The sequence below is a fragment of the Bradyrhizobium sp. USDA 4369 genome, assembly GCF_054056435.1.
Genome location: NZ_JBSRYH010000001.1, coordinates 931,691 through 945,840, shown reverse-complemented (window position 1 = coordinate 945,840; position 14,150 = coordinate 931,691). Strand labels below are relative to the sequence as shown.

Below are 14,150 nucleotides of genomic sequence, written 5' to 3'. Positions count from 1 at the left end.
GGTCTGTGATCCGGTTCACAGTCGATCAGATGTGATCGTGGGCCGGATCATCCGTGGTGCGTGATGAGGACGCCAACCGTCACTTGCCCATACGCATCAAGAGACGATCGCGTTGTGCGGATCCGACATCACGCGCGTTCACATCGCCGTTTACTCCGCGGGCTGGGCGGCGACGGTGCCATGGCCGCCATGCTGGATGAGGGGCTTCATGCCAGTCAGCGTCCGCAGCAGCACGTAGAACACGGGCGTCAGGAACAGGCCGAAGACGGTGACGCCGATCATGCCGGAGAACACCGCGACCCCCATCGCGCGGCGCATCTCGGAGCCGGCGCCGGTCGAGAGCACCAGTGGCAGCACGCCCATGATGAAGGCCATCGAGGTCATCAGGATCGGCCGCAGCCTGAGACGGCTGGCCTCGATCGCCGCGCGCAATGGCGTGCGTCCGGCGAATTCGAGCTCGCGCGCGAACTCGACGATCAGGATCGCGTTCTTGGCGGAGAGGCCGACGAGCACGATCAGGCCGATCTGGGTGAAGATGTTGTTGTCGCCCTTCGAGATGTAGACCCCGGCCATGGCCGCCAGCAGCGCCATTGGCACGATCATCAAAATGGCGAGCGGCAGGGTCAGGCTCTCATACAGCGCGGCCAGCACCAGGAACACCAGGAGGATCGCCAGCGGAAACACCAACAGTCCCGAATTGCCGGCGATGAACTCCTGATAGGTCAGGTCGGTCCATTCGAAGGCAAAGCCCGGCGGCAGCACCTCGGCCGCGACCCGCTCGGCCGCGGCCTGCGCCTGGCCCGAGGAGAAGCCGGGCGCTGCGGCGGCGTTGATGTCCGACGACAGGAAGCCGTTGTAGCGGATGGCGCGTTCGGGGCCCGCGCTCTGCCGCACCGTCAGCAGCGCAGACAAGGGCACCATGTCGCCGGAGGCCGCGCGTACCTTGAGCTGGCGGATGTTGTCGGCGCGGGCGCGGAACGGCGCATCGGCCTGCACGCGCACCGAATAGGTGCGGCCGAACTTGTTGAAGTCGTTCACGTAGTAGGAGCCGAGGTAGATCTGCAGGGTGTTGAACACCTCCGTCACGGGTACGCCGAGCTGCAGCGCCTTGGTGCGGTCGATGTCGGCGAACAGCTGCGGGACGTTGACCTGGAAGCTTGAGAACGCGCCGGCGATCTCCGGTGACTTTTGCAAGGCGCCCATGAACGCGGTGGTAACGTCGTTCAAGGCTTCGTAGCCACGCCCGGCGCGGTCCTCGATCTGCAGCTTGAAGCCGCCGATCGTGCCCAGGCCGTTGACCGGCGGCGGTGGGAACATCGCGATGAAGGCATCCTGGATCCCGGCGTATTTCTTGTTGAGCTCCATCGCCAGCGCCGGCCCCGACAGCGCTGGATCCTTGCGCTCGTCGAACGGCTTCAGCCCGGAGAAGACGATGCCGGCATTGGAGGAGTTGGTGAAGCCCGAGATCGACAGGCCCGGAAAGGCGATCGAGCTCTCGATGCCGGGCTGCGTCAGCGCGATGTCGCTCATCTTGCGGATCACCTCCTCGGAGCGGTCGAGCGTGGCGCCGTCGGGCAGCCGCGCGAAGCCGACCAGATATTGCTTGTCCTGTCCGGGCACGAAGCCGCCCGGCACCTGCTTGAACAGCAGGCCGGTGGCGCCGATCAGCAGCACATAGATGATCATCACCGCGGCCTTGCCGGTGATCACCTTGGAGACGCTGCCGCTGTAATTGTCGGAAGCGCGGACGAAGGCGCGGTTGAAGCCGCGGAAGAACCAGCCGAGCGCGCGGTCGAGGAAGCGGGTGAAGCGGTCCTTCGGATCGTGATGGCCCTTGAGCAGCAGCGCCGACAGAGCAGGCGACAGGGTCAGCGAGTTGACGGCCGAGATCACGGTCGAGATCGCGATCGTCAGTGCGAACTGCTTGTAGAACTGCCCGGTCAGGCCGGAGATGAAAGCGAGCGGCACGAACACGGCGACCAGCACCAATGCGATCGCGATGATCGGGCCGGATACTTCGCGCATCGCCTGATAGGTCGCGTCACGGGGCGACAGGCCGCTTTCGATGTTGCGCTCGACATTCTCGACCACGACGATGGCGTCGTCGACGACGATGCCGATCGCGAGCACCAGGCCGAACAGGCTGAGCGCGTTGATCGAGAAGCCGAACAGGTGCATCACCGCGAAAGTGCCGACGATCGAGACGGGCACCGCCAGCAGCGGGATGATCGAGGCGCGCCAGGTCTGCAGGAACAGGATCACCACGATCACGACCAGCACGATGGCCTCGAACAGAGTGTGCACGACGGCCTCGATCGAGGAGCGCACGAACTGCGTCGGGTCGTAGACGATGTGATATTCGACGCCTTCCGGCATCGTCTTCTTGATCTCGGCCATCGTGGCGCGGACATTGGTGGAGATATCAAGCGCGTTGGAGCCGGGCGCCTGGAAGATCGGGATCGCCACCGCCTGCTTGTTGTCGAGCAGCGAGCGCAGGCCATATTCCGAGGCGCCGAGCTCGATGCGGGCGACGTCGCGCAGCCGTGTGATCTCGCCATGCGCGCCGGTCTTGACGACGATGTCGGCGAACTGGTCCTCGTTCGACAGCCGGCCCTCGGCATTGACCGAGAGCTGCAGGTCGAGGCCCTTGACGCTCGGCGAGGCGCCGACCACGCCGGCCGCGGCCTCGACATTCTGCGCCTGGATCGCCTTGACGATATCGGAGGCGGACAGGCCGTGCTCGGCCGCCTTCTGCGGATCGACCCACACCCGCATCGAATAGTCGCCGGCGCCGAACAGCTGCACGTCGCCGACACCGTCGATGCGCGCCAGCCGGTTCCTTGACGTTGAGCACCGCATAGTTGCGCAGATACGTCGTATCGTAGCGGCCGTTCGGCGAGATCAGATGCACGACCATGGTCAGGTCGGGCGAGCTCTTCTTGGTGATGACGCCGAGCTGGCGCACGACATTGGGCAGCCGCGGCTCGGCCTGCTGCACCCGGTTCTGCACCAGCTGCGTCGCCTTGTCCGGATCGGTGCCGAGCTTGAAGGTGACTGTGAGCGTCATGGCGCCGTCGGTTGTCGCCTGGCTGCTCATATAGAGCATGTTCTCGACGCCGTTGATCTGCTCCTCGATCGGCGTCGCCACCGTCTCCGCGATCACCTTCGGATTGGCGCCGGGATAGGTCGCGCGCACCACCACCGAGGGCGGCACCACGTCGGGATATTCCGAGATCGGCATCGCAAACAGCGCGATGAGACCGCCGAGAAAGATGAGCGTCGACAGCACGCCTGCGAAGATCGGCCGGTCGATGAAGAATTTCGAGAGGTTCATGGGAGGCCCCGTGGTCGGGAGATGTCAGCGTGTGTGGCCTGACTGATTGGTTCGGCGTGCGCGGTGCTCACCCTCCCCTGGAGGGGGAGGGTCGGCTCGCATGAGCGCAGCGACATGCGAGACGGGGTGGGGTGGCAGACCCTCCGCGCATGCGGTGGTCAATTTTGTCCGGGCCGCGTTACGGAAGAGCTGTGATGACGCGAGCAGGTTTCGCCAAACTGCCGCCGCCACCCCACCCCGCCGCGTGCTTGGCGCGCGTCGACCCTCCCCCTCCAGGGGAGGGTGGGAATCGCGTGCGTGGTGACCGTGTCGGTCGATCATGATCAGCGCTGCGCCAGTTGCTTTGCGTCGGCGCCATCGCGCGCGCCCATTGCGGCGACCTGCGTCTTCAGCAGCGCCCCCGGCCGCACGCGCTGCAGGCCGTTGACGACCACGCGCTCGCCGGGCTTGAGGCCGGCCGAGATGATGCGCAGGCCGTCGACGCTGCCGCCGAGCGTCACCGGGCGGTACACCGCGCGCTCGTCGTCGCCGACCACCATGACGAATTTCTTGTCCTGGTCGGTGCCGATGGCGCGCTCGTCGAGCAGCACGAGGGATTGCTGCTGCGGCTGGCCCATGCGGACGCGAGCGAACTGGCCGGGGATCAGCCGGCCGTCCTCGTTCTTGAACACGGCGCGGACGCGGATGGTGCCGGTCTGGCCCTGGACCTGGTTGTCGATCAGCTGGATGTGACCGGAGGCCGTGATGCCGCCCGACGTCGTCATTTCGACGGGGATGCGATCGAGATTGCCGCGTTTGCCGGAAACGTCGGAGATCGCGCTCAATGCGCGCAGGACCAGTTCTTCGGTGGCGTCGAAGCTCGCATAGATCGGGTTGACGGAGACCAGCGAGGTCAGCACCGGCGACGCCGAGCCCGCGGCGACGAGATTGCCGACGGTGACCTCGATCCGCCCGACCCGGCCGTCAACCGGCGCGCGGACCTGCGTGTAGTCGAGATTGAGCCTGGCGGTCTGCAGGCTCGCCTCGGCCGCCTTGACGTTGGCGATCGCCTCGCGATTGCCGTTGTCGCGCTGGTCATAGTCGCGCTTGGTGACGATCGAATTGCCGACCAGTTGCGCGCCGCGTTCCAGCTCATTGGCGGCGAAGGCGGCGCGGGCGCGCGCCGCCTCGAGCTGCGCCTGCGCACGGTCGACCTCGGCGGCGTAGGGCGCCGGATCGATCTTGAACAGGACGTCGCCGGCCTTCACCAGCGAGCCCTCGGTGAAGTTGGTGGCGAGGATGGCGCCGGCGACGCGCGGCCGGACCTCGACGCGCTCGACCGCTTCGAGCCGGCCGGAGAACTCGTCCCACAGGCTGGCTTTGCGCGGCTCGATCACGGCGACCGTCACGGCGACAGCCTGCTCCAGCGCGGCGGCGCGGGCAGCATTCGGGACGGGGTTGATCTGGAAATAGTGCGATCCGGCATAAGAGCCGGCGGCGATCACCAGGCCGGCTGCGGCGACGGTGCTCAGCCACCGCTTCAGGCGGCCGGGGGAACGAATTTCAGGCGAAGGCATTGGCGCGCTCCAGATTTGTAGTGCTCGCTACAAATGTGGCGCTGGCAACTCGTTCGCAAGAGACTTATGTAACGGATGCTACGAAAATCCTAGAAGGAACTTTGGCGGCTGCGGCAGATCAAAGAAATGGCTAGGAATCGCAAATAGATAAGAATCTGATGGGGCGGCGACGGGAACAGGAGTTTTGCAAATGGCCATCGGACGTCCCAGGACATTCGATCGTGACACCGCGCTGGACCAGGCGATGGAGGTGTTCTGGCGGCATGGCTATGAGGGCGCGACCATCGCCCAGCTCACCGACGCCATGGGCATCAACCCGCCGAGCCTCTATGCCGCGTTCGGCAGCAAGGAGGCTCTGCTCAAGGCCGCGCTCGATCGCTACACCGCGCGCCGCGAGGCCTGGATGGAGGAGGTGCTGAGTGCGCCGACCGCCCGCGAGGTCACCGCGCGGATGCTGATGGGCGTAGCCGAGAAGCAGACCGATCCGTCCAATCCGCCCGGCTGCCTGCTTGTGCAGGGCGGCCTCGCCTGCGGCTCCGGCTCGGCGAACGTGCCGTTCGAGCTCGCTGCGCGCCGCGCCCAGACCGAGGAGCAGCTCCGGCACCGCTTCGAACGGGCGAAGGACGAAGGCGATCTGGCCGAAGCCGCCAACCCCGCCGCGCTCGCCCGCTACGTCTCCGCGGTCATCACCGGCATGAGCGTGATGGCTTCCTCCGGCGCCGACCGCGAGGCGTTGGCGCAGGTGGCCACCGTGGCGATCAGATCGGTGGAAGATCAGTCGGTCCGGGCCCCCATCGCCGCGAACTGATTGATCTCATGCGCTGGGCGACGGGCGCTCTGCCGTCGCGCTGTCTTGTGCTCCTGGACGCGATGCGATCCCCTGCGGCCGCATTCATCGTCATTGCGCGAACCAAGAGCCATTCTTCATGCGTGTCTTCTCCGCCGCCCTTGCCACCGAGACCAACACTTTTGCGCCGATGCCGACGGGGCTCGCGACCTTCGACGAGCGCGCGTATTTCCCGGCGGGGCAGCATCCGGACAAGATGCAGATGCATGGCGGGCCGCTCTGGGCGGCGCGGCAGGTCGGGCCATCGAAAGGCTGGACGCTGATCGAGGGCCTCGTGGCGGCCGCCGTGCCGAACGGGCTCGTCACCCGCGCGGCGTTCGAGACCTTGCGCGACCAGATCCTCGCCGATCTCAAGGCGGCGCTGCCCATCGACATGGCGCTAATCGGCCTGCACGGGGCGATGATCGCGGACGGCACTGATGATTGCGAGGGCGAGCTGCTGGCGCGCATACGCGAGATCACAGGGCCCGACGTCGTGATCGGCGCCACGCTCGATCCGCACGTCCATATGAGCGAGCTGATGGTCACGAGCGCGGATCTCCTGATCTGCTGGAAGGAATATCCGCACACCGACATCCTCGAGCGCGCGCAGGACCTGGTGAAGCATTGCACCGAGCTGGCCGAGAAGCGGCTCAAGCTGCGATCCGCGCTGGTCGACACCGACATGATCGTGACCCTGCACACGACCCGCGAGCCGGTGCGCAGCTTCGTCGACCGCATCACCGCGCTGGAAGGCCAGGACGGCATCGTCTCGGTGTCGATCGTGCACGGCTTCGGCTGGGGCGACACGCCCGCGATGGGCACCAAGGTGCTGGTCTATAGCGATGCCGCCGTCGATCCCGATGGCGCGAGGGCGCAGGCGCTGGCACGGAAGCTCGCCGACGAGCTGATCGGCATGCGCGAGGCCGTCACCGAACGCATGCCTGGCGTCGACGCCGCGCTCGACCAGGCCTTGGCCAAAGACGGCACCATCGTGCTCGGCGATGCCAGCGACAATCCCGGCGGCGGCGCGCCGGGCGATTCCACCTTCATCCTGCGCCGCGTGCTCGAACGGAAGATCGAGAACGTCTGCATCGGCCCGATGTGGGACCCGATCGCGGTGCGCATCGCCTTCGATGCCGGCGTCGGCGCAAGACTGCCGCTGCGCATCGGCGGCAAGATCGGCCCGCTGTCGGGCGATCCCGTCGATGCGACCTGGGAGATCAAGGCGCTGAAGGAGAACATGGTGATGACGGGGCTGGCCGGCACGCCCGCCAAGCTCGGCGATTGCGCGCTGATCGCGACCGCTGACGTCGAGGTCGTGATCACGACGTTCCGCTGCCAGGCCTTCGGCCGAGACTTCTTTACGCAGCTCGGCTGCGATCCGGCGACGCGCAAGCTCGTCGTGGTGAAGTCCGCGCAGCATTTCCGCGCCGCCTTTGCGCCGATCGCGGCCGACATCATCATGGTCGATGCGCCCGGCGTGGTCGCGCGCGACGTGACGACGTTGCCGTACCGGAAGATCAAGCGTCCGAAATGGCCGCTCGATGAGCTGCCGCAACCATCGCGCGCATGATGTCCCAGAGTGCGACGCGGCCTATCGTTATGTTAACGTCCGGAACGCGGCTGGAACGAACCGCGTCCGAATCGGCTGCGCATCACGGTATGGCGTTTGTTCACGGCTAGATGTCGCGGCATGCAGTTGCGACCTACGATATCCAGACGTTGCGATGGAAAGCTGCGTCTGGCCCGGTCGCCGAAGGGTTAAGACGGCCTGCCGCAGCTCGCATGGCTCCATGTCCCATACTGCGACGCTGCGGATTGTGACGTTAACGTTCGGAACGCGGCCGGAACGAACCGCGTCCGAATCGGCCGCGACTCACGCTACCGGTTTCGTTCACGGCCAGATGTCGTACGTCGAGGCGGGCGCCCACCACATCCAGTGGACGCATGCGCTGCCATGATGGCTGCGGCCCGCCATTCGTAAACGCCAAGGCCCGGCGCGTGCCGGGCCTTTCGTCGTCGAGGGCTTGTCGTGCCACGAGCAGAAGGCGGCTTCAGAACGCCACCTCAGAACGCAACCTGGGTGCGTAAGCCAACCGCGTCGAACTTCGAGCCGGTGTTGGCCGTGCTCGTCGCGCGCGCCTGCCGTGCGACCATGAAACGGATCTCGGCGCTGACATGCCAATTGAGGCCGGCGGTGTAGATAGTCTGTCGGCCAGCGGCGATGCGCGCGGCGATCACCTGCGAGGAGGTGCGCTCCATGAAGAGGATGTCGTTCGAACTGGTCGCCTCGTCGAGCATCCATGGTGCGTCCATGATGCCGCCCACGATTGCCATCCGGCAGCGAGCCGGCTACGGCACAGCGACTGATGAGTTCGTCCTGACGTCCGGCGTCGGAACCTATCCTATGTAAATTTCGCCCGGAAGCGCCGCAGCCAATTCGTGCTGAGGCCCAACGGCGTCGGCGAGAACGGACCGGGCGGCGCGCGCGTGATCAGGGCGGTCAGCACCAGCGCGACGATCGCCAGCCAGAAGCAAAGCCAGAACGCATCGAGATAAGCGAGCACATTGGCCTCGCGCTGAACCTGCGCGGCAAGGGTGCCGACCGCGCGGGCCTTGGCCTGTCCTGTCCCGTGGCTGGCGAAATAGCCGGTCAGCCGCTGCAGCGCGCGGGCGACGTCGACATCACCGCTCTGGATGTTGAGGCCGAGATAGGCGGAATGCACCTGCTCGCGCACCCTTAGCCAGGTTCCCATCAGCGCAACGCCGATCTCGGCGCCGCCGAGCCGCATGATCTGGATGTAGGCCGCAAACGACGTGGCGCGCGCCGGGTCGGAGTTCGACAACGCGAGGATGATGATCGGCAGCAGGGTGAAGGCCTGGCCGAACGACTGCAACAGCACGATCACGATGAAGTCCTCGCGTGCCCAGGCATGGGTGAGCTGCGTGCCGAGCAGATTGGCGGCGGCAAAGGCGCCGAGGCCGAGCACGACCACGATGCGCGGATCGAGATGGCGCAACATCCAGATCGACAGCGGCACCAGTACAATCATCGGCAGCGCGCCGTAGATCAGCAGCAGCGAGCCGCTCTGCTCGGGACGGAGCTGCGTGATCGTGGCGAGAAAATTGGGGACCAGCGAGGCGTTCGACAGGCTGGTGAGCGTGTACAAGAGAATCACGGTCAGCGACAGGCCGATATTGCGCGAGAACAGCACGTTGAAATGCGCCCATGGCTGCGGGGAGAGCGCCTCGTTGACGAGAAACAGCACAAACAGCACGGCGCCGCCGCCGAGCAGCGCCACCACGGTGCCGGACTGCAGCCAGTCGAGCCGGTTGCCCTGGTCGAGCCCGGCATAGATCATCGACACGGCGCTGCCGAGCAGCAGCATGCCGCCCCAATCGGCGTTGCGGAGCAGCGCGCGGTTGACCGGCTCGGCAGGTGTGCCGAGATACACCATCAGCGCCATCAGCGGCGCCAGTACGACACCCTGCCAATACAGCCACTGCCAGCCGAGATGCTCGACATAGAAGCCGACCAGCGAGGTCGATGTGTCCAGCGCGAAACCGACGCGGATCGCGTAGATCGAGATCGCCGGCAGCCACCAGCGGATCGGCAGGTTGCGGAAGATGATCATCAGGGTCGCCGGCACGAAGGTGCCGAGCAGCATGCCGTGCAGGATCGCGAGCACGATCAGGGTCGGATAGTCGCGCACGAACGGGATGATCAGGGAGAGCGCGGCATAGATCAGGCTGGGGACGCCGAGCACGCGGCGCAGGCCGAACACGGTCGCGAGCCAGGCCACCGCCGGCGCGATCAGGATCTGCGAGCCGATCGCGGCCGTCGACAGCCAGGCGCCTTCGTCGACGCCGAGCGAGAACGCGCCGCGCAGATCGGGCAGACCGACCGAGGTCAGCCGGCTGTCGAAATTGGCGAGGAACGAGCCGAGCAGGACGGCCCCGACCGCGAAGAACGGGTGCGCCGCGAGGCCGCCGCGCGACAGCGGCCCGCGGTCCGTCTCGCCTGCGTTCTCACTTGGCGCCATCGGTCCGGCCGGCGGTGTGGATATGGGTCACGACCGACATGCCCGGCAGCAGCCGCGTCAGCAGCGGCTGGTTCGGATCGAGGGCGATGCGCACCGGAATGCGCTGCACGACCTTGGTAAAATTGCCGGTCGCGTTGTCGGGCGGCAGCAGCGCGAATTGCGAGCCGGAGGCCGGTGCGATGCGCTCGACGCGGCCGTGCATCTGCTCGCCCGGGAACGTGTCGACAGTGATGTCGACCGGCTGGCCCGGCGCCACATGCGTGAGCTGCGTCTCCTTGTAGTTCGCGACGATGAAGACCTGCGGCAGCGGAACCACCGCGATCAGGCTGCTGCCGACATTGACGTAGTCGCCGGCCTGCACCTGGCGCTGTCCGACGACGCCGTCGAACGGCGCGGTGATCCTGGTATAGCCGAGCTTGAGGCGGGCGGCGGCGAGCGCGGCCTTGGCGCCGGCGAGGTCGGCGCCGCGCTGCTTCTTGGTGCCCGTCAGCACCTCGAGCTGATGGCGCTGCGCGGCAATCACCGCGCGGCTCGCGCGGACGTCGGCCTGCGCCTTGGCATAGGCGGCGGTTGCCTGCTCCAGCCGCTGCCGGGTGCCGGCCTCGCTCTGCGACAGCGATTGCTGGCGCTCCTCCTCCTGCCGCGCCTGCACCTCGGCGGCGCCGGCCGACACCTGCTGCGCCTCGGCTTGCGCAATCGTCGCATATTGCAGCTCGATCTGATTGCTCAGATTGTCGAGCGCCGCCTGCGCCGCTTCCACGGTGGCTTCGGCCTGGGACACCTGGGCCTCGTAATCGGCCGGATCGATCTGAATCAGCAGGTCGCCGGCCTTGACCCGCTGGAAGTCGCTGACCGCGACCTTGAGCACTTCGCCGGCGACGCGGCTCGACAACTGGGTGAGGTCGGCCCTGACATAGGCGTCGTTGGTGGTCTGGGTCGTGGCGTTGCCGGTCCAGGCGTTCCAGCGCAAGGTCGCCAGCGCCACGAAGGCCAGCGCGACGATCACGGCGAGCAGCGGAATGGCCAGACGCGCCCATAGGCCTGCCGTCGGCGCGGCAGAGGACGGTGGCGTCGATGCCGTGCGCGATGCCGCGTCAACATTGCTCGATGTTTCGCTCACGACATGCCTCCTGCGCCGTCCAATGCTCGTCCGGCTAGTGGTAGTCCATTCTGCGCCGCGTGCCACCTTTACGCGCGGCTGGGAGGCATGCGCGGAAAGTTCAAACATCCTAGCCTGCGCGATTGGAACCCGTGCGCGCGGCGGGCGATTGGACGTTTGATCAAGCCGATCCGGGCTTGCAGATTAACGACACGCGCAACCTGTGCTTGGTGCTGGCGAGCGGCTGTTCTACTGTCCGGCATTTCGCGGGGCCGGCAGGTTTTCCGCGCCTCGATTAAGGATACAAAGAGTTATGGGTACGAAGGGCGCGATCCTGATCGCCGGCGGGGCCGGCTATATCGGGGCTCATTGCAGCAAGGCGGTCGCAGACGCAGGCTTCACGCCGATCTGTTACGACAATCTGACGTTGGGGCACCGTAGCTTCGTGCAATGGGGGCCGCTGGTGGTGGGCGACATCGCCGACAGCATCAAGGTCGCCAGCACGATTCGCCAATATGACGTCCAGGCGGTGATGCATTTCGCGGCGTCCAGCGCAGTCGGGGAATCGGTCGCCGACCCGCAGAAATATTACCTCAACAACGTCGCCGGCACGCTCGGCCTGCTGCAGGGCATGCGCGAGGCGGGCTGCACCCGCCTGGTGTTTTCCTCGACCGGCGCGGTCTACGGCAATGCCGGGCGCGAGCCGATTCCGGAAAGCGCGGCGGGGCCGACCGTGAATCCCTATGGCCGCTCCAAATACATGATCGAGCACATCCTGTCGGACTATCGCGCCGCCTATGGCTTCTCGGCGATTGCCCTGCGCTATTTCAATGCCTGCGGCGCCGATGCTTCAGGCGCGATCGGCGAGCTGCGCGACCCCGAGACGCATCTCATTCCGCGCGCGCTGATGGCGATCCTCGGCCATGTTCCCGATTTCGCGATCTTCGGCACCGATTATGAGACGCCGGACGGCACCGCGGTGCGCGACTACATCCATGTCGATGATCTGGCCGCGGCCCATATCGCGGCCATCGGGCGCCTGATGGAGGGGCATCGCGGCGGCGCCTACAATCTCGGGACCGGCAGCGGCTATTCGGTGCGCGAGATCGTCGATGCGATCCGCAACGAGACCGGCGAGCAGGTGCCGCTGGTGTATCGCGAGCGCCGTCCCGGCGATCCGCCGGTCCTGGTGGCGGATCCGCGTCGCGCCGAGCAGGAGCTCGGCTTCAAACCCCGCCGATCCGATCTCGGCCATATCATCCGCTCGGCCTGGGCCTGGCACCAGAAGGCGCATCCGCGCATCGTGTGAGCGGCTGCGAGCTGAGCGCCGGCTGGCGCGGCCTTACGCCGCCGCTGGCGGCGTGTGTGCGCGCTGGTCCATGAAGCCCATCTCCGCATGCTCGTCGTCGACCGACCAGCGGCCGATCTCGGCGCCATCGCGGAAGAAATGGATGCTGTGGACCGGCGAGCGGACATCGTCGCCGCGAATCATCCGGAGCAGGTTCTGCGCCACGCGGCAATGATCGCCGGGGAGCCTGAGGTCGAAGAATGCGTCGCCATAGCCCGGCAGGTTGGTGCCGGCCGAATCGCGAACTTCCATGCGCAACTGTGCCATGCTCGCATTCAACGTCAGCAACTCTTTCCGCCCGGTAAATGCCGCGGCGCCGGCGCGCGATCGCGGGCGCTACGGCGTGACCATGTCGCGCGCAACGGCGCGCGGCGCGGTGATCTCCTTCCAGGTGGAATTGGCGACATGGACCGGCGGAAATGCCGGCCGCTCGACGTAGCGGCCGTCGCCGGCTTCGGCGCGCAACTCGCCATCGCGCCAGGCGATGCGGCCGCCTGAAACCGTCACTGCGGGCCCGCCGGTGCAGGTGAAGCCTTCGAACACGTTGTAATCGATGCGGCTGACCTGCCGGCTCGCGCTGATCGTCTTGTGCGCGGCCGGATCCCACACCACGAGATCCGCGTCGGCGCCGGCCATGACCGCGCCCTTGCGCGGATAGATGTTGAGGATGCGTGCGATGTTCGCCGAGGTCACGGCGACGAATTCCTCCTTGGTCAGCCGGCCGGTGCCGACGCCCGCGGTCCACAGCAGCGGCATGCGATCTTCCAGTCCGCCGGTGCCGTTCGGAATCCTGCGGAAGTCGCCGCGGCCGAGCCGCTTCTGCGCCAGGGTGAACGCGCAATGATCGGTCGCAACCACCTGCAGCGAGCCCGATTGCAGCCCCGCCCAAAGACTGTCCTGATGCGCGCGGTCGCGGAATGGCGGCGACATCACGCAGGCCGCGGCGTGGTCCCAATCGGCCACGCGATATTTGCCGCTGTCGAGCAGCAGATGCTGGATCAGCGGCTCACCATAGACGCGCTGGCCGGCGGCGCGGGCGCGCGCGATCGCCTCGTGCGACTGCCGGCAGCTGGTGTGGACGACATAAAGCGGCGCGCCGGTCATGTCGGCGATCATGATGGCTCGGCTGGTGGCCTCGCCCTCGACCTCCGGCGGCCGCGAGAAGGCGTGGCCTTCCGGGCCGTCGATGCCGCGTGCCAGCATCGCCTCCTGCATGCGGGCGACCACGTCGCCATTCTCGGCATGAACCAGCGGCATGGCGCCGAGCTCGGCGCAGCGGGCGAACGAGTTATAGAGCTCGTCATCGTCGACCATCAGCGCGCCCTTATAGGCCATGAAATGCTTGAAGGTGTTGATGCCGTAGGTCCTGACGACCGTCTCCATCTCGTCGAACACCTGTTTCGACCACGAGGTCACGGCCATGTGGAAGCCGTAGTCGGCCGCCGCCTTCTCCGACTTTCGCCGCCAGTCCTGATAGGCCGCGAGCATCGACTGGCCGGGATCGGGGATGCAGAAATCCACCACCATCGTGGTGCCGCCGGATAGCCCGGCCTTGGTGCCCCATTCGAAATCATCCGCCGACACCGTGCCCATGAACGGCAGCTCGAGATGGGTGTGCGGATCGATCCCGCCCGGCAGCACGTAGCAGCCGTCGGCCTCGATCACCTCCGCCGACAGCGGCGGCTCGATCGTGGTGCCCACCGCGAGAATGCTCCCGCCCTGGATCAGGACATCGGCGCGCCGGGAATGATCGTGGTTCACCACCGTGCCGCCGCGGATGAACAGTGACATGCTTCGCCCCCGCGCTCGCCATCGCTCGGCGCCGCATCGCTGCGTCGCCGCCGGGAAACTAGCGCGGGTGCATCACTCTGCCCTGATCAAATTTTGATCAGGGCAGGACGGGCGGAAGGCAGGATTTCTTCCCCCGACCAGACGAAGGCA

Annotated in this window: 8 protein-coding genes and 2 pseudogenes; 3 read left to right on the top strand and 7 right to left on the bottom strand. The window is 66.6% G+C overall.

Features of this window, described 5'->3' with window-relative positions; genetic code table 11:
- Positions 1-150: 150 nt before the first annotated feature.
- Both ACVIJ6_RS04500 and ACVIJ6_RS04495 read right to left on the bottom strand, forming a co-directional pair.
- Positions 151-3,334, bottom strand: a pseudogene (locus tag ACVIJ6_RS04500) (efflux RND transporter permease subunit).
- 323 nt (positions 3,335-3,657) lie between these two features.
- Complete coding sequence (locus tag ACVIJ6_RS04495) at positions 3,658-4,890, bottom strand: efflux RND transporter periplasmic adaptor subunit (RefSeq protein WP_456771663.1); 1,233 nt, start codon at positions 4,888-4,890, stop codon at positions 3,658-3,660.
- Between the two features lie 190 nt (positions 4,891-5,080).
- On the opposite strand from ACVIJ6_RS04495, the gene ACVIJ6_RS04490 reads away from it, so the two are divergent.
- Positions 5,081-5,698: a TetR/AcrR family transcriptional regulator gene (locus tag ACVIJ6_RS04490; protein ID WP_456771662.1), complete on the top strand. Its 618-nt coding sequence runs from the start codon at positions 5,081-5,083 to the stop codon at positions 5,696-5,698.
- 118 nt (positions 5,699-5,816) lie between these two features.
- Positions 5,817-7,292, top strand: coding sequence for a M81 family metallopeptidase (locus tag ACVIJ6_RS04485; RefSeq protein WP_456771661.1), 1,476 nt, complete (start codon positions 5,817-5,819; stop codon positions 7,290-7,292).
- Between the two features lie 494 nt (positions 7,293-7,786).
- On the opposite strand, the pseudogene ACVIJ6_RS04480 reads toward ACVIJ6_RS04485, so the two are convergent.
- The 3 genes and pseudogenes from ACVIJ6_RS04480 to ACVIJ6_RS04470 form a co-directional block, all read right to left on the bottom strand.
- Positions 7,787-8,059: pseudogene (locus ACVIJ6_RS04480) on the bottom strand (hypothetical protein); the annotation flags it as partial.
- Positions 8,060-8,124: 65 nt separating this feature from the next.
- Complete coding sequence (locus ACVIJ6_RS04475) at positions 8,125-9,762, bottom strand: MFS transporter (RefSeq protein WP_456771660.1); 1,638 nt, start codon at positions 9,760-9,762, stop codon at positions 8,125-8,127.
- Positions 9,749-10,882, bottom strand: coding sequence for an HlyD family secretion protein (locus ACVIJ6_RS04470; RefSeq protein ID WP_456771659.1), 1,134 nt, complete (start codon positions 10,880-10,882; stop codon positions 9,749-9,751). The genes ACVIJ6_RS04475 and ACVIJ6_RS04470 overlap by 14 nt, the downstream gene beginning before the upstream one ends.
- A gap of 292 nt (positions 10,883-11,174) precedes the next feature.
- Between ACVIJ6_RS04470 and galE the strand changes: the two genes are divergently transcribed.
- Complete coding sequence (gene galE, locus ACVIJ6_RS04465) at positions 11,175-12,170, top strand: UDP-glucose 4-epimerase GalE (RefSeq protein WP_456771658.1); 996 nt, start codon at positions 11,175-11,177, stop codon at positions 12,168-12,170.
- A gap of 33 nt (positions 12,171-12,203) precedes the next feature.
- Here the strand turns inward: galE and ACVIJ6_RS04460 are convergent, their stop codons facing one another.
- Complete coding sequence (locus ACVIJ6_RS04460) at positions 12,204-12,476, bottom strand: hypothetical protein (RefSeq protein WP_456771657.1); 273 nt, start codon at positions 12,474-12,476, stop codon at positions 12,204-12,206.
- A gap of 69 nt (positions 12,477-12,545) precedes the next feature.
- Positions 12,546-14,000: a dihydropyrimidinase gene (hydA, locus tag ACVIJ6_RS04455; protein ID WP_456771656.1), complete on the bottom strand. Its 1,455-nt coding sequence runs from the start codon at positions 13,998-14,000 to the stop codon at positions 12,546-12,548.
- Positions 14,001-14,150: the final 150 nt, after the last annotated feature.